General features: G+C 52.8%; 15 protein-coding genes. 9 read left to right on the plus strand and 6 right to left on the minus strand.

Going from position 1 to position 16,381, the window contains the following annotated elements; all coding sequences use genetic code 11:
• The first annotated feature begins 237 nt into the window (after window positions 1-237).
• Window positions 238-1,026, plus strand: coding sequence for a uroporphyrinogen-III C-methyltransferase (cobA, locus tag ACU8YC_RS09730; RefSeq protein ID WP_187252786.1), 789 nt, complete (start codon window positions 238-240; stop codon window positions 1,024-1,026).
• On the opposite strand, the gene ACU8YC_RS09735 is transcribed toward cobA, so the two are convergent.
• Window positions 1,005-1,898, minus strand: a complete 894-nt coding sequence (locus tag ACU8YC_RS09735; protein WP_446895290.1) for a PocR ligand-binding domain-containing protein — start codon at window positions 1,896-1,898, stop codon at window positions 1,005-1,007. The genes cobA and ACU8YC_RS09735 overlap by 22 nt on opposite strands.
• 372 nt (window positions 1,899-2,270) lie before the next feature.
• On the opposite strand from ACU8YC_RS09735, the gene otnK reads away from it, so the two are divergent.
• From otnK to ACU8YC_RS09775, 8 genes are read left to right on the plus strand one after another with little or no spacing between them, the layout of a single operon-like run.
• Window positions 2,271-3,527, plus strand: a complete 1,257-nt coding sequence (otnK, locus tag ACU8YC_RS09740) for a 3-oxo-tetronate kinase (RefSeq protein ID WP_151219552.1) — start codon at window positions 2,271-2,273, stop codon at window positions 3,525-3,527.
• Window positions 3,524-4,168: a 3-oxo-tetronate 4-phosphate decarboxylase gene (otnC, locus tag ACU8YC_RS09745; RefSeq protein WP_151219551.1), complete on the plus strand. Its 645-nt coding sequence runs from the start codon at window positions 3,524-3,526 to the stop codon at window positions 4,166-4,168. Before otnK ends, otnC begins: the two co-directional genes overlap by 4 nt.
• A gap of 6 nt (window positions 4,169-4,174) precedes the next feature.
• Window positions 4,175-4,984, plus strand: a complete 810-nt coding sequence (locus tag ACU8YC_RS09750) for a DeoR/GlpR family DNA-binding transcription regulator (RefSeq protein ID WP_446895291.1) — start codon at window positions 4,175-4,177, stop codon at window positions 4,982-4,984.
• The gene (locus ACU8YC_RS09755; RefSeq protein ID WP_286538063.1) at window positions 4,965-5,741 is read left to right on the plus strand and encodes a hydroxypyruvate isomerase family protein; all 777 of its coding nucleotides are present in this window, start codon (window positions 4,965-4,967) and stop codon (window positions 5,739-5,741) included. The genes ACU8YC_RS09750 and ACU8YC_RS09755 overlap by 20 nt, the downstream gene beginning before the upstream one ends.
• A gap of 34 nt (window positions 5,742-5,775) precedes the next feature.
• Window positions 5,776-6,588 carry a 3-keto-5-aminohexanoate cleavage protein gene (locus tag ACU8YC_RS09760; protein WP_446895292.1) on the plus strand — a complete coding sequence of 271 codons (813 nt, stop codon included), beginning with the start codon at window positions 5,776-5,778 and terminating at the stop codon, window positions 6,586-6,588.
• A 21-nt stretch (window positions 6,589-6,609) separates the two neighbouring features.
• Window positions 6,610-7,956, plus strand: a complete 1,347-nt coding sequence (locus ACU8YC_RS09765) for a bile acid:sodium symporter family protein (protein ID WP_446895293.1) — start codon at window positions 6,610-6,612, stop codon at window positions 7,954-7,956.
• Between the two features lie 5 nt (window positions 7,957-7,961).
• Complete coding sequence (locus tag ACU8YC_RS09770; protein WP_151219689.1) at window positions 7,962-8,381, plus strand: GlcG/HbpS family heme-binding protein; 420 nt, start codon at window positions 7,962-7,964, stop codon at window positions 8,379-8,381.
• A complete protein-coding gene (locus ACU8YC_RS09775; protein ID WP_446895294.1) occupies window positions 8,378-9,031 on the plus strand; it encodes an aspartate/glutamate racemase family protein in 654 nt (217 codons plus the stop codon). Before ACU8YC_RS09770 ends, ACU8YC_RS09775 begins: the two co-directional genes overlap by 4 nt.
• Window positions 9,032-9,128: 97 nt before the next feature.
• On the opposite strand, the gene sucD is transcribed toward ACU8YC_RS09775, so the two are convergent.
• The 5 genes from sucD to sdhB form a co-directional block, all read right to left on the minus strand.
• Window positions 9,129-9,998 carry a succinate--CoA ligase subunit alpha gene (gene sucD, locus ACU8YC_RS09780; RefSeq protein ID WP_003022929.1) on the minus strand — a complete coding sequence of 290 codons (870 nt, stop codon included), beginning with the start codon at window positions 9,996-9,998 and terminating at the stop codon, window positions 9,129-9,131.
• Window positions 9,998-11,164, minus strand: a complete 1,167-nt coding sequence (sucC, locus tag ACU8YC_RS09785; RefSeq protein WP_003022927.1) for an ADP-forming succinate--CoA ligase subunit beta — start codon at window positions 11,162-11,164, stop codon at window positions 9,998-10,000. The genes sucD and sucC overlap by 1 nt, the downstream gene beginning before the upstream one ends.
• Window positions 11,165-11,254: 90 nt before the next feature.
• Complete coding sequence (odhB, locus tag ACU8YC_RS09790; RefSeq protein ID WP_210904835.1) at window positions 11,255-12,478, minus strand: 2-oxoglutarate dehydrogenase complex dihydrolipoyllysine-residue succinyltransferase; 1,224 nt, start codon at window positions 12,476-12,478, stop codon at window positions 11,255-11,257.
• A gap of 14 nt (window positions 12,479-12,492) precedes the next feature.
• Window positions 12,493-15,294: a 2-oxoglutarate dehydrogenase E1 component gene (sucA, locus tag ACU8YC_RS09795; RefSeq protein WP_151224956.1), complete on the minus strand. Its 2,802-nt coding sequence runs from the start codon at window positions 15,292-15,294 to the stop codon at window positions 12,493-12,495.
• Window positions 15,295-15,655: 361 nt separating this feature from the next.
• Entirely contained in the window at window positions 15,656-16,372 is a 717-nt protein-coding gene (gene sdhB, locus ACU8YC_RS09800; protein ID WP_003022921.1) for a succinate dehydrogenase iron-sulfur subunit SdhB, read from the minus strand.
• Between the last annotated feature and the right edge of the window lie 9 nt (window positions 16,373-16,381).

The following is a 16,381-nucleotide window of genomic DNA, read 5'->3' on the forward strand; positions in this document are numbered from 1 at the left end:
GCACAACAATAAACACAATTTAAATAAGGTTAAACCTAAGTAAAACGTGCCAATAAGTTCTTAATAATTTTTCAAGTCATCTTGTTTATTGCAGAAAAAACTTTGCGAGATTAATCAATATTATCCATGCCATAATTCCGGATAATTTCACGTTATAACTTACGGGCAAACGACTGCTTTTTATCATTCCTTGATGTAGTTTCTGCCATTTTTGTTAGACGTGATAAAGGACGCAATGTGAAAACTTTCGGAAAGGTCTGGCTCGTTGGAGCAGGTCCCGGTGATATTTCATTACTCACCCTCAAAGCGATGATGTGCATTAAACACGCAGACGTCATTATTTACGATCGGCTGGTCAATCCTAAAATTTTGGAATGGGCATTACCTGATTGTCTGCTTATCAATGTTGGCAAAAACCCGGGCTTCCACTGCGTCCCGCAGGATGAAATTAACGCACTACTTGTCCAGTATGCCCAAACGCATCACAACATTGTGCGCCTGAAGGGGGGCGATCCGTATGTTTTTGGCCGTGGGGCTGAAGAAGTTGAGGATCTCGTTGAGACCGGGATCTCTTTTGAAGTTGTGCCAGGGATCAGTTCTACTATTGGCGGTCTGACCTACGCGGGGATCCCGGTGACGCATCGCGAATTTGCCTCTGGCTTTCACGTAGTCACTGGCCATACGCGCGAAGGCAACCAGCAGCAGGACTGGCGTCAACTGGCGAAACTTAACGGTACGCTGGTCATCGTCATGGGTATCGCTAATCTGGCGTTTATTTGTGAAGAACTATTGATGGGCGGGAAAGCAGCAGACACGCCCGCCGCGCTAATTATGTCCGCGACCCGAGAAAATCAACGCCGCCTGACCTGTACGCTCGGTTCATTACTGAGCAAAGCGCAGGAAGCGAACATCCTTCCACCCGCGCTGATTGTCATTGGTGACGTGGTGACCCTGAGCGATCGGCTCTCTTTTATACCTGAAGCCATCTCGCTGCCGGAAAACCTTTACTGCGAAAGTCTGGCATGACGAAAAGACTGGGGCGACGTTTGATGCGCCGCCCGGAAAACGCGGCAAAAATAGCTGGTTTGCGCATATTGCAGTTTCCGGGCAATGCTGTCTATTGAATGAACCGGATCGTGTAATAACTCCCCCGCTTTCTGCATCTTTTTCTGGCTCACCCAGGTTTTAAAATTAACGCCCTGGCGTTTTTTGAAAAATCGGCTGAAGTAGTTTGCACTTAAGCAAACATGAGCCGCAACGGATTCCAAAGACAATTCACCATATAAATTCTCGTCAATGTAACGCAGTGCCGCCAGCAGTTTTTTCTCGTGTCGGGAAGGTTCTGTGAAATAATTCTGAATATGACCGACCGGTGGAATAGCAACTTCTTCCAATTGTGGTTGCTCTTTCTCAAAATTATCAACAATAAAATTTAACAGATTTGCCGACGCCACCAGTGAATTATTATCTGCTTCCGCAACCTGATACCATTGTTCTTTTAATTCAATATTACCCATCCATAAATTATCATTATCAATGGCGATAGTTTTATACTCCTGATACTTTACACGGACCTGCCCACAGATAATAGAACCGTAAAGTTGCCCTTCACAAATTAATGGCATAGAAAACAAGCTTAACCCGGCATGACAGGTGAGTATTCTGGGTTTAAGCTGTCTTAGTGCTTCAAAAGCACAGTACTTATCGCACTTTTGACACCCCACTCGATAACGTTCATCTGCCCGCATTAATGTGCAGAACGAATTAAAATTATGATATTTAGACAATGGTATACCGTTAATATCCACGACTACCGACGCTAACCCAGTGGCACGGGAAAAGAGTTCTGCGATAGAAAAAAAATGGTGTAAATAGTCATTCTGGATTTTCAACTGCACGCTATCCCCCAGCATTAATTATATTAAAGCTGGTAATATGCAAAATTTAGTCTCAAGAAAAAATGATGTTTACCGCAAAAAATAATCTCATTTACGCAGATTATTATGATCAATTAGCAAGAGAATTATAGCGGACACGATAATACTCGGCTGCACACTACTGACTTTGCTTTCTCAAAGATTAACGAATCTTCACACTTCCTTGTGAGGCTCTTTTCGCAACGCTCATAATCTATCTCCATTCTTTTCAATAGATTACCCATTTTTACCATGAATCAATGATGTGCTTATTTGTGATAATCATCATGTGAATGTGAAAGGCCCTCCTGAATAATATATTCAATTAGCAAACAATCTGAACGGAGTTGATCCATGGCCGTCACCACAGGCGTTATCGCCGACGATTTCACCGGCGCAACGGACATTGCAAGCTTTATGGCGCAGCAGGGGTGGCGCGTTGCGCTACTACCCGGAATGCCTGATGCCGCTCAATGCTGGAATGAAGAGGTTGACGCTATCGTCATCTCGCTGAAAAGCCGCTCATTACCCTCAGAACAGGCCGTCGCACAATCTCTGTCCTGTGCCCGCTGGCTGAAACAAAAGGCAGGTGTCCGCCAGATCTATTTTAAATATTGTTCGACGTTTGACTCCACGCCAACAGGCAACATCGGACCAGTCAGCGATGCGTTGATGAACGACCTGCAGACTCCCGTGATCGTCCACTGCCCCGCCCTGCCGCAAAACGGGCGCACGGTGGTGCATGGCCATCTTTTTGTAAATGGCGTACTGCTTAACGAGTCCGGAATGGAAAAGCATCCGCTCAATCCCATGACCGATGCCAGCCTGCCGCGCCTGCTGAGCGCACAAACGCCGGGGTCGGTTGGCTGCATCAACCTCAGAACGCTGCGTCAAGGTGTGGAAGCGGTCACTCATACTTTGGCCCAACTTCAGGCTGAAGGTACGCGTCACGTTATTGTCGATACGCTGGATGAAGCAGATCTCAACACGCTGGCGCAGGCACTCCATGCCAGCCCTCTGTTAGCCGGGGGATCCGGGCTTGGTGGTGCGCTGGCCGCCTGCGCCGGAGGTCGGCAAACCCAGCAGTCGGACGCTTTTCCACTGCCGGCAAAAACCGTGGTGTTCTCCGGTAGCTGTTCAGCAATGAGCAATCGCCAGGTTACTCGTTACAAAGCCGCGGCAGCATCTCGAGTGCTCGATGTGGCTCGCTGCCTGTCTGATGCAGAACGCTACACCGATGAACTGTGTGCCTGGGCGATGACGCATATCAGCGACCCATTCGCGCCGATGATTTACGCCACTCAGCCGCCAGAAGTACTTAAACGCATTCAACAGGAGTACGGCGAACAGTCTGCCAGCCAGGCAATCGAACACGCTTTCTCCCGACTGAGCGCAAAGCTACAGGTTGCAGGTGTAAACACATTTATCGTCGCAGGCGGTGAAACGTCCGGCACCGTTGTGGAAGCCCTGCAGGTGAAGCGTTTGTCCGTTGGCAAAACCATTGCGCCAGGCGTGCCGTGGGTATTTTCTTCAGGTCTGGCGCTGGCACTGAAGTCAGGCAACTTTGGTGACGAAGATTTCTTTTTTACTGCCCAGGAGTACGCATTATGAATCCGGTGAGTGAACACCAACTGCGCGAACTACTCGTCCATTATGGCCGTTCCCTGTTTGTGCGCGGCTACAGCAGCGGCGGTTCCGGCAATCTCAGCGCCAAATTGCCGGATGGCGGCTATCTGGTGACCCCGACCAACTCCTGCCTGGGCGAACTTGATCCGGCCACGCTAAGTCGGCTTGATGCCAACGGCGTTCATCTTAGCGGTGACAAACCCTCAAAAGAGGTTCCCATGCATCTGGCGTGGTATCGGCATCGGCCATCCTGCGGTGCAGTCGTACACCTGCATTCTCCATGGCTGACCGCACTCTCCTGCCTGCCGTGCGCCACGCCGGAAAACTGTCTGCCGCCATTAACGCCGTACTACGTGATGCGGGTCGGGCAGTTACCGCTGCTACCTTATTTCAAGCCCGGCCATGAAGGTATTGCCAGCGCACTGAGTGAAATTGCAGCAGACCATTCGGCAGCGCTGCTGGCCAATCATGGGCCGGTAGTAAGCGGTCGCTCGCTGCGTGAGGCAGTATTTAACGCCGAGGAGCTGGAAGACAGTGCTCGCATCTGGCTGACGTTAAAACCGCTCGGCTATGTTCCGCTCTCAGAAGAGGCGGTGGCCGAACTTGAACATTCCCGGCAAGCGTGAGGTGACATGATGATCCCCGAGCAACGACGTGATTTTATCTACTGCTACGTGCATGAAAAAAATGCCGCCTCATTTAATGAACTGGCAGATTTAATGAGCGTGTCGCATATGACCGTGCGTCGCGACATTCAATTGCTGGAAGAAGAAGGCAAAGTTATCGCCATTAACGGCGGCGTGAAGCTCAATAACCTGTTGAAATCTGAACTGCCATGGCGGGAAAAAGCCGAGTTGAATCATGATGTAAAGCGTAAAATGGGCCAGCTTGCCGCCATGCTCATTGAGCCCGGACAAACGCTGTATCTGGATGCCGGAACGTCGTTGTTTGAAGTGGCGAAAGCCGTCGCCGCCAGCCACTGTTTCAATCTGACGGTAGTCACCAACGATTTTTCCATCAGCCACTATTTGATGGATATGCCGCACATTACGCTCTATCACACCGGTGGCCTTGTAGATCAACGTAACCGCTCATGTCTTGGAAAAAGCGCCGCCAGTTTTTTGCACACCATTAATATTGACGTAGCGTTTCTAAGCTCCTCATCGTGGGATACCGAACGCGGTATGTCGACGCCGAGTGAAGGGAAAGCCTCGGTCAAAGAAGCAGTACTCACCGTCTCCCGGCGTCGGGTGTTGGTCTGCGACAGCAGTAAATTTGGCAAATACGGTATGTTCCACATCTGTGGTCTGCAGCAGTTAACCGACATTATTTCTGATAACCGGTTACCGGAAGACGCGCAACAAACGATTGCCAGTCAGGGCGTTAAGCTGCATCTGGTTGATGGCCTGGAGGGTGCGCGCCATGCTGAAGTTAGCGGCTAATCTCGACTGGTTGTTTACAGATTTACCGATAGCGGCGCGATTTTCGGCGGCGCAGACGGCCGGTTTTCGCGGTGTAGAAGGGCTATTTCTCTGGCAGCATCCGCTGGAACATTTGCAAGCCGCTCAGCGGGAAACATCCCTGCCGGTAGTGCTCATGAACGCGCCGGCTGGCAACTGGGCGCAAGGTGAACGAGGACTGGCCGCACAGCCCGGTCGCGACAAAGAATTTCACCATAGCCTGAACGTGGCGCGCGATTATGCCACGGCGCTGGGCTGTCGCCGGGTTCACATTATGGCGGGCTTGCGCTGCGGCGACCTAACGCTGCACGCCCAGCGCGATCTCCTGACAAATCGGCTGCGCATCGCCTGTGATGTGATGGCAGACGCGGAAATCGATGTACTGATTGAACCATTAAATTCGCAAGATATGCCCGGTTATTTTATTGACAGCTTCCCGTTGGCCGAATCAATTATTCACGAAGTTGCTAAGAAAAATATCGGTTTACAGTTTGATATTTACCACTGTCAGAAAATTCATGGCAACGTGGCGAAAAATATCGAACACTATTTTACCCTTATTAAACATTTTCAAATTGCTTCTGTTCCTTATCGTCATGAACCGGGAACCGGGGAGTTAAATGAAACATGGTTATTTAATTTTATAAGAAAAATGAATTACCAGGGCTGGATTGGCTGTGAATATCAACCGTCAACATCAGGGCCAGACGCATTAAACTGGATGACACCTTACCTATAATTTTAATATCTCTATCTCTGTATCGGAGGAAAAAATGTCGGATACTGTTATTATTTCGCTGGCACCCGTTGCCGCGGATTGCCCCAGAGTTATACCCGAAGAACTGGCGCAGGAAATACTCGCCAGCGTAGAACATGGCGCGTCCATCGTGCATTTACACGTTCGTGATAAACAGGGACGCCTGACGCCAGATACTATCGACTTTCAGGCTACCATTGACCGCGTTATGCACCATTCAGACCTGATTATTCAGGCTTCTACCGGCGGCGTCTCTTCGATGTCCATCGCCGAACGCTGCGCACCACTCGCCTGTCCCGGCGTAGAGATGGCTTCGCTGAACGTCGGTTCCGTCAACCTCGGTGATGCGGTGTATTTTAATCCCGCTCCGGACGTGGAATATTGTTCCCGGCAAATAACCGAACGCAATATTATCCCAGAGTTTGAAGTTTTTGAAATCGGCATGATTAATAACATCCTGATTCTTGAGGATAAAATAAAATTTCAAAAACCCATGCTCTTTAATATCGTTCTCGGCCACCGCGGCAGTACGCCTGCAACCATTGATGCATTAATTGCGTTGCGTAGCATGATTCCACGCGATGCCTTATGGGGAATTACCCATTTTGGTAGAAAGAATTTCGATATTATCGCTGCGGCTGTCGCTATGGGTGCCAGTGAAGTACGAATCGGCTTTGAAGATAGTTATTATTTAAGCGCCGAAGAAAAAGCGCAGCATAATTATCAGCAAGTCGCCAAACTCGCTACGCTCATTCGCAGTATGGATAAAAAAGTCGCCACGCCGGAAATTGCACGGCGTATGTTATCTATTCCCCCCCGGCAGCAATAACAACAGCAAGGACATTTCAACATGACTATGACCACTGTTATTCATAAAACCGGACTTGGCCTCAGCGTTGCGGGCGCGGCGCTGGCGATTATCGGCGCACTAATCCAGTCCGCGGCGCTGTGGCAGCCGGGGCTGGTGATGTTCACCGCCGGATTCGCCGCCGGTGCGGGCTACTGGCCTGGTTTACGCAGCTATCAGTTTACATTGTGGATCATCGCCGGTTTTGTGGCCGCCATGACCTGGTCTACGGATCTGATCGTCTGGGGCGGTTTCAATATCACCCATAAATGGATCGTGTTCCTCGTGATTCAGGCCACCATGTTCAGCATGGGCACGAAGCTAACGATCCAGGATTTTATTGATGTTGCCAAAATGCCGTGGGCTGTGTTTATCGGTACTTTCTGCCATTTCGTGATCATGCCCCTGCTCGGCCTGAGCATTACCCTGATCTTTGATTTTCCGCCTGAAGTGGCGGTGGGCATTTTGTTAATTGGCGCTTGCCCAAGCGGTCTCTCATCTACGGTAATGGTTTACATCGCCAATGCTAACCTCGCGCTGGCGGTGTCAATCGCCGCAGTCTCAACGCTGGCGGCAACGGTAATGACGCCGCTGTGGGTCAACCTGCTGGCGGGCTCGATGATCGATATCCAACTCACCGCGATGGTGATGGACGTGGTGAAAATCGTATTAATTCCCATCGGCGCGGCAATTCTGCATGACTATCTGAAAACCTATGCCGGCGTGCGCGACCGCCGTGTCGTCCAGATGCTGGCCGGGATCGGCGCGCTTTGGCTGCTGTATATGATTGCCGGCGGCTGGGACGCGCTGTTTGATCACGCCAGCGCCGAAGCACAGATGTACGCGGTGGTCCTCAACTTCGTGGCAGGCGGTCTCGTGTGGGCATTGTTCTACAACTGGCTGTATGGCCGTGTGGCGGGCGTGAAGAAGGTCATGCCAACCATCTCAATGATGGGGATCATTTTCTTTACCACCACCGCCGCCGCAGCCGGGCGCGACAACCTGGTACAGGTCGGCTTCCTGCTCTGTTTCGCCATGCTGATGCATAACCTCGGCGGCTTCCTGATTGGTTACCTGATGAGCCGCTGGATCTTCCGCATGGACGTACAGTCTGCCCGTACCGTGGCCTTTGAAGTCGGCCTGCAAAACGGCGGTATGGCGTCCGGGCTTGCCGCGGCGATGGGCAAACTGGCAACCGTAGGCCTCGCATCAGCGGTGATGACACCACTGGGCAACGTTAGCGGCTCGCTGCTCGCCAACTACTGGCGCAAAAAAGACGCCAGACAGGCGCAGGCAGCCGCAGCCAAAGATCCCGTTCAACCCGCTTGCGAAAATCTGTCGAAAGGATAATCACGATGACAACTCTCACTCTGGAACACGCCCAGCGCGCCGTAACCTGTGCGCTCGAGCTCGCCGAAACATGTTACGCAAATCGCCCGTTAAGCGTGGCCGTATGCGATGCCAATGGAGAACTGCTTAGCTTTGCACGAATGGATAACGCCAAACTGTTAACCATCGAGTTAACCCAGCGTAAAGCGCGTACCAGCAGCCGCCTGGGCTGCACCACGCAGGCATTTTTACAGCGTCTGCAGAAAGAGCAGCTGGATATTGGCTATTTTGCCGATCCGCGTTTTACGGCGCTGCCGGGTGGGATCCCGATTCTGCGCCAGGGGAAATGCCTCGGTGCCGTCGCGGTAGGCGGTTTATCCGCACAGGAAGATCATGATGCGGCGCTGGCCGTCGCGGAAACGTTACTTAAGGAGATAGCCCAATGAAAAAGGTCGCCATGCTACATACCAGCGCAGCCACACTTGCAATGATGCAACAGCTGATCGCCGACATTATGCCGGATGTTGAAGTTATGCACCTGGTTGAAGAATCCATGATCAAGCAGGTAATGAAGGCCCAGGGAGTGACTCCAGATATTGCCGCCCGCATCGCCGACTATGTACATATTGCTGAAAAGGCGGACTGCGATATCTTGATTACCGCCTGTTCCTCAATTGGTACTGCGGTGGAGCAATGTCAGTTTATGACCCCACTCCAGCTCGCGCGCATTGACTGCGCGATGGTGGAAGAGGCGATTGAAAAAGGTGAGCGAATCGCCGTCCTGGCGACCGTGGCAACCACGCTGAAGCCAACGCTGGATTACGTCCAGCGCAAAGTTCAACAGAGCGGTAAATCGCGAACCATTACGCCTGTATTAATGGAGGAGGCATTCCACGCGCTACTGGCGGGAGATATGGAGACCCATGACCGTATCGTTAGTGAAGGGTTACAGAGCGCCTTTACCCAAGCGGATGTCGTGATGCTGGCGCAGGCTTCGATGGCGCGCGTTCTACAACAGCTCCCTTCCCCGCCTGTGCCGGTAATGACCTCGCCGGAAAGCGGTATTCGCTGGCTGAAAACGTTGGCTGAAAGCTAAATTACTGGCAAAAAAAAGGCCATCATCAGATGGCCAACCATGTCGAAACGGGACCAGCCCTTGACCATGCAGAAAGTCAGGGCTGTATTTTTATTGCTTACTTAATAACGGTTTTCAGTGCTTCGCCGATATCGGCCAGGCTACGAACGGTTTTCACGCCCGCAGCTTCAAGAGCCGCGAATTTCTCGTCCGCAGTACCTTTACCGCCCGCGATGATCGCACCCGCGTGACCCATACGCTTACCTTTCGGCGCAGTCACACCCGCGATGTAACCCACAACCGGCTTGGTCACATGATCTTTGATATAAGCCGCGGCTTCTTCTTCCGCGCTACCGCCGATCTCACCGATCATGACGATCGCTTCAGTCTGCGGATCTTCCTGGAACAGTTTCAGGATATCGATAAAGTTAGACCCCGGAATCGGGTCGCCACCGATGCCTACACAGGTAGACTGGCCGAAACCGTAGTCGGTGGTCTGCTTAACCGCTTCATAGGTCAGCGTACCGGAGCGAGAAACGATGCCCACTTTACCCGGCTTGTGAATGTGACCCGGCATGATACCGATTTTACATTCGCCTGGGGTGATAACACCCGGGCAGTTCGGGCCAATCATGCGCACGCCAGCTTCATCCAGCTTCACTTTCACGGTCAGCATATCCAGGGTCGGGATGCCTTCGGTGATAGTGATAATCAGTTTGATGCCAGCATCAATCGCTTCCAGGATGGAGTCTTTGCAGAACGGTGCCGGAACGTAAATAACGGTCGCGGTTGCGCCCGTCGCTTCCACGGCTTCACGCACGGTGTTGAACACCGGCAGGCCCAGGTGCGTGGTGCCACCTTTACCTGGCGTTACACCGCCAACCATCTGCGTACCGTAAGCAATCGCTTGTTCGGAGTGGAATGTCCCCTGGCTACCGGTGAAGCCCTGGCAGATAACCTTGGTATCTTTATTAATTAAAACTGACATTATTTCCCCTCCACTGCGGCAACAACCTGCTGAGCTGCATCCGTCAGACTTTTCGCTGCAATAATATTCAGGCCGCTATCAGCCAGTTTTTTCGCGCCGAGTTCGGCGTTGTTGCCTTCCAGACGCACCACAACCGGGACGTTAACGCCGACTTCGGCAACCGCGCCGATGATACCGTCGGCGATCAGATCGCAACGTACGATACCGCCGAAGATGTTAACCAGGACGGCTTTAACATTGTCGTCAGAGAGAATAATTTTGAACGCTTCGGTCACGCGCTCTTTGGTGGCACCGCCGCCAACGTCGAGGAAGTTAGCCGGTTCGCCGCCGTGCAGCTTAACGATGTCCATGGTGCCCATTGCCAGGCCCGCACCGTTAACCATACAGCCGATATTGCCGTCGAGCGCAACGTAGTTCAGTTCCCACTGTGCAGCCTGCGCTTCACGCGGATCTTCCTGAGACTGGTCGCGCATTTCGCGCAGATCAGCCTGGCGGAACAGCGCGTTGCCGTCAGCGCCCAGCTTGCCGTCGAGGCAGATCAGGTCACCCTGCTTGGTTACAACCAGCGGGTTGATTTCGATCAGCGCCAGGTCGCGCTCCAGGAAAATGGTCGCCAGCCCCATGAAGATCTTGGTGAACTGCTGAACCTGTTTACCTTCCAGACCCAGTTTGAACGCCAGCTCACGTCCCTGGTACGGCATCGGCCCTGCCAGCGGATCGAGCGCCACTTTGTGGATCAGGTGCGGGGTTTCTTCCGCGACTTTTTCAATTTCCACACCGCCTTCAGTAGAGGCCATGAAGACCACGCGACGGGAGCTACGGTCAACCACTGCGCCGAGGTAAAGTTCTTTACCGATGTCGGTCGCTGCTTCAACCAGAATCTGATTTACCGGTTGACCATGGGCGTCTGTCTGGTAAGTGACCAGACGTTTACCCAGCCAGTGTTCAGCAAAAGCGCGAATGTCTTCTTTGCTGTTCACAACTTTCACACCGCCCGCTTTACCGCGGCCACCAGCGTGAACCTGACATTTCACTACCCACGGGCCAGCGCCGATTTTTGAAGCGGCTTCTTCTGCTTCACGCGGAGTAGTACAGGCATAACCCACCGGTGCCGGTAAGCCATAGCGGGCAAAAAGTTGTTTTGCCTGATATTCATGTAAGTTCATGTGTTCTGTCCATCCTTCAGGTAATCGTTATCTTTTACCCGTAGGCCTGATAAGCGTCCAGGCCTACGGGGCAGGTGATACTCTTATTAACTACACGTCCAGCAGCAGACGCGTTGGATCTTCCAGCAACTCTTTAATGGTTACCAGGAAGCCGACTGACTCACGACCATCGATCAGACGGTGGTCATAAGACAGCGCCAGATACATCATCGGCAGGATTTCAACCTTACCGTCTACGGCCATCGGACGATCTTTGATGGCATGCATACCCAGGATGGCGCTCTGCGGTGGGTTGATGATCGGCGTAGACATCAGGGAACCGAATACACCACCGTTAGTAATGGTGAAGTTACCGCCCGTCAGATCTTCCACCGTCAGCTTGCCGTCGCGACCTTTAACTGCCAGTTCTTTAATATTTTTCTCGATGTCCGCCATACCCAGCAGATCCACATCGCGCAGAACCGGCGTTACCAGACCACGTGGCGTGGAGACCGCCATGCTGACATCAAAGTAGTTGTGGTATACCACGTCATCACCATCGATGGACGCGTTGACTTCCGGATAGCGTTTCAGCGCTTCAACCACCGCTTTCACGTAGAAAGACATAAAGCCCAGACGGATACCGTGGCGTTTCTCAAACGCGTCACCGTACTGCTTACGCAGATCCATGATTGGCTTCATGTTGACTTCGTTAAATGTGGTCAGCATCGCGGTGGAATTTTTCGCTTCCAGCAGACGCTCAGCCACGCGTTTGCGCAGACGGGTCATCGGAACACGTTTTTCACCACGCGCGCCAAGTTGAGCCTGTGACGCAGGTGCAGCGGCTGGCGCTTTGGATTCTGCTTTCGCCGCCGGTGCTTTGGCCAGATGTTTTTCAACATCTTCACGTGTGATACGACCACCGACGCCGGTGCCGTTAATGGCGTTGGCTTCGAGGTTATGCTCACCCAGCAGGCGACGGATCGCCGGGCTCAGGGCATCGTTGTTCTGCTCAGCAAGAGACGCCTGTTGGCGCTGTGCAGGAGTAGAATCTTTCTCTTCAGACTTGGCACTGGTCTCTTTACCGGTGCTGTTGCCTTCACGCAGGCGACCAAGGATCTGGCGAGAAGTGACGGTTGTCCCTTCATCTTCCAGAACCGCATCAAGAATACCGTCCGCTGATGCCGGTACTTCCAGTACCACTTTGTCAGTTTCGATTTCTACCAGTACTTCATCACGACGTACTGCATCGCCCGGTTTTTTGTGCCAGGTTGCAACCGTTGCATCCGCTACGGATTCAGGCAGGTCGGGAACAAGAATATCTACGCTACTCATTATTTATCCTTTATTTAATCGACGTTCAGCGCGTCATTAACCAGATCTTGTTGCTGCTTCTGGTGAACAGACATATATCCTACTGCCGGGGAGGCAGAGGCCGGGCGACCTGCATAACGCAGAGCGGACCCAAATGGAATTACTTCACGGAAATGATGCTGGCTGCAGTACCATGCGCCCTGGTTGAGCGGCTCTTCCTGGCACCAGACAAAATCATGTACATGAGCAAACGGTTTCAGCGCTTCCTGCACCGCTTTATGCGGGAACGGATAGAGCTGTTCGATGCGCACAATGGCAACATCTTTTTGGTCGTTCTTGCGGCGTTGCTCCAGCAGGTCGTAATAAACCTTACCAGAACACATCACGACACGCTTCACGCCTTTCGGATCAAGTTCATCTACTTCGCCAATGGCTGGCAGGAAGGTGCCATTTGCCAGTTCGTCCAGCGTGGACACTGCCAGCGGATGCCGCAGCAGCGACTTCGGTGACATCACCACCAGCGGACGACGCATCCCGCGCAGTGCCTGACGACGCAGCATGTGGTAGACCTGTGCCGGGGTGGACGGGACGCAAACCTGCATGTTTTGCTCAGCGCAAAGTTGCAAATAACGTTCCAGACGTGCGGAGGAGTGCTCCGGGCCCTGACCTTCATAGCCGTGTGGTAGCAGCATAACCAGACCGCACATACGGCCCCACTTCTGCTCGCCGGAAGAGATGAACTGGTCAATCACCACCTGCGCACCGTTGGCAAAGTCGCCAAACTGCGCTTCCCAGATGGTCAGCGTACGCGGTTCTGCTGTGGCATAACCATACTCGAACGCCAGCACGGCTTCTTCAGACAGCACGGAGTCCCATACGCGGAACGTGCCCTGGCCGTTATGCACATGCTGCAGCGGCGTGTAGGTTGAACCGTTCGCCTGGTTATGGATCACTGCGTGACGGTGGAAGAAGGTTCCACGACCGGAGTCTTCACCCGACAGACGAACTGGGATGCCTTCGTCAACCAGCGTGGCATAAGCCAGATTCTCTGCCCCACCCCAGTCGAACAGCTTCTCGCCTGCGGCCATGGCCTGACGGTCACCGTAAATTTTGGCAACGCGCGACTGCATTTCAACGGCTTCAGGCACGGTACTGATGCGTTTTGCCAGCTCCTGCAGACGCTTCATTTCTACCTTGTTCGGGTAGCTTTCGTCCCACTCGTGGTTGAGGTACGGCGACCAGGTGAAGGAGTGCATGTTCATTGGACGCCACTCTTTCACGACGCACTCGCCAGCATCCAGCGCGTCACGATACAGATTGACCATTTCGGTCGCATCTTCCAGCGTGGCGACTTTATCCGCTTCCAGCTTGTCAGCGTAGATTTTACGCGGGGTCGGATGCTTTTTGATTTTCTGATACATCAGCGGCTGAGTTGCACTCGGCTCGTCGGCTTCGTTGTGGCCATGACGGCGGTAGCACACCAGATCGATGAACACATCGCGTTTGAAGGTATTACGGAAGTCCAGCGCCAGACGCGTCACAAAAGCGACCGCTTCCGGGTCATCCGCGTTAACGTGGAAGATTGGCGCCTGAACCATCTTACCGATGTCGGTGCAGTACGGAGTAGAACGCGCATCCAGCGGGTTAGAGGTAGTAAAGCCCACCTGGTTGTTGATCACGATGCGAACGGTACCGCCCACTTCGTAACCACGCGCTTTCGACATGTTCAGGGTTTCCTGAACCACGCCCTGCCCGGTTACCGCCGCATCGCCGTGGATGGTGATTGGCAGTACCTTGTTGCTGCTTGGCTCGTCCAGACGATCCAGACGCGCGCGCACGGAACCGATAACCACCGGGCTAACGATTTCCAGGTGCGACGGGTTAAACGCCAGCGCCAGGTGAACCAGACCGCCTTCGGTTTCGATATCCGACGAGAAGCCCATGTGATACTTCACGTCGCCGGTACCGAGGTGTTCTTTATGTTTGCCAGCGAACTCGTCGAACAGGTCCTGCGGTTTTTTACCCAACACGTTGACCAGCACGTTCAGACGGCCACGGTGCGCCATACCCAGCACCACTTCACGGGTACCACTGTTGCCGGCGTGGCGGATCATCTCTTTGAGCATTGGGATTAACGCATCCCCGCCTTCCAACGAGAAGCGTTTCGCTCCCGGGAACTTCGCGCCCAGGTAGCGTTCCAAACCTTCCGCAGCGGTCAGTTCGCTGAGGAAGCGTTTCTTCTCTTCACTACTGAACGCGGCGCGGCCAGACTCGATACGCTGTTGAAGCCAGCGTTTTTCTTCAGTGCTGGTAATGTGCATATACTCGGCGCCAATCGGGCCGCAGTAGGTTTGTTTCAACGCGACAACCAGGTCGCTCAGCTTCATCGTGTCTTTGCCGCCGGCAAAAGAACCTACGTTAAAGCTTTCCTGGAAATCCGCATCGGTCAGATCGTGGAAGGACGGATCCAGATCGGCCACATTTTCTTGCTGCCACAGTCCCAGCGGATCGAGATTCGCATGCTGATGACCGCGGAAACGGTAGGCGTTAATGAGCTGCAGGACTTTAACCTGCTTCACATTGGCATCAGGATCGGAAATAGAAGAAGAGTAACGTGGGGTAATCAACGCCTGCCGACGGAAATAATCACGTGTTTTTGAGTGGAGTTGATCCGGTTTGACTCCGGTACCAGGTAACTGCTGGAACGTCGAACGCCAGTTAGCATCTACCGAGTCAGGGTCGGTTAAGAAGTCTTCATAGAGCTGTTCTATCCAGCTCTGGTTTGAACCAGAGAGGTAAGAAGAGTCCAACCAGGCTTTCAAAGCGCTGTTCTGCATCGTGATCCCTTAAGCATCTTTTCTGCTTATTTAATACTCTAAATAGATCACGTTTCAGGAAGGCGGCAAGCTTGCGAATCCCTGGGAGCTTACATCCAGTAAGTGACCAGGGTGAGCAAGTGCAGCCAACGCACATGCAACGTGATCTATGACGAGTATTTCGCCGTGGATACTACCACGCACACCGATGTGCGTGCCGGGGTTCACTTGTTGCGGACTGTCGTGTTTTCTGCGTCCGCTAAGGAACCTTTAAAAACTGTCTAATAATCTTCGCTGTTCAGGCTGCGATTATTGCTATCAATGTGGCAGTTTTTAGAGGTTTCCTGCACTACCGGGGAATCACTTCCCCGGCAACAACTATTTATGCACTACGTTTGAGCAGCATCGACTTAATATGGCCGATGGCACGCGTCGGGTTCAGCCCTTTAGGACATACACTGACGCAGTTCATGATGCTATGGCAGCGGAATACGCTGAAAGCATCACTTAAACCTTCCAGGCGGCTGTCGGTCTCGGTATCGCGACTATCAATTAAGAAGCGATACGCGGCCAGCAGGCCTGCCGGGCCAATAAACTTGTCCGGGTTCCACCAGAACGATGGGCAGGACGTTGAGCAGCATGCACACAAAATACATTCATACAGCCCATCGAGCTTCTCACGCTGCTCAGGCATTTGTAAATGCTCACGAGCCGGCGGATTTTTCCCATTATTCAACAAGTAAGGCTTAATCTTCTCATACTGTGCGTAGAATTGCCCCATGTCTACCACCAAATCGCGCACAACCGGTAAGCCCGGCAGCGGGCGAATGACAATTTTCTTGCCCGGCTGATTCAGCGCAGAAATAGGTGTGATACAGGCCAGTCCATTTTTGCCGTTCATATTCAGACCGTCGGAGCCGCAGACCCCTTCACGGCAGGAGCGGCGGAACGACAGCGATGGGTCTTTTTCTTTCAGCTGCATCAACGCATCCAGCAGCATCATGTCGCGCCCTTCTTCCGCCTCCAGGGTGTAATCCTGCATGCGCGGAGCGTCGTCAACATCCGGGTTATAGCGATAAACTGAAAACTCGAGTTTCATTGTCCTGTC

Source organism: Citrobacter sp. VF227, assembly GCF_052950715.1.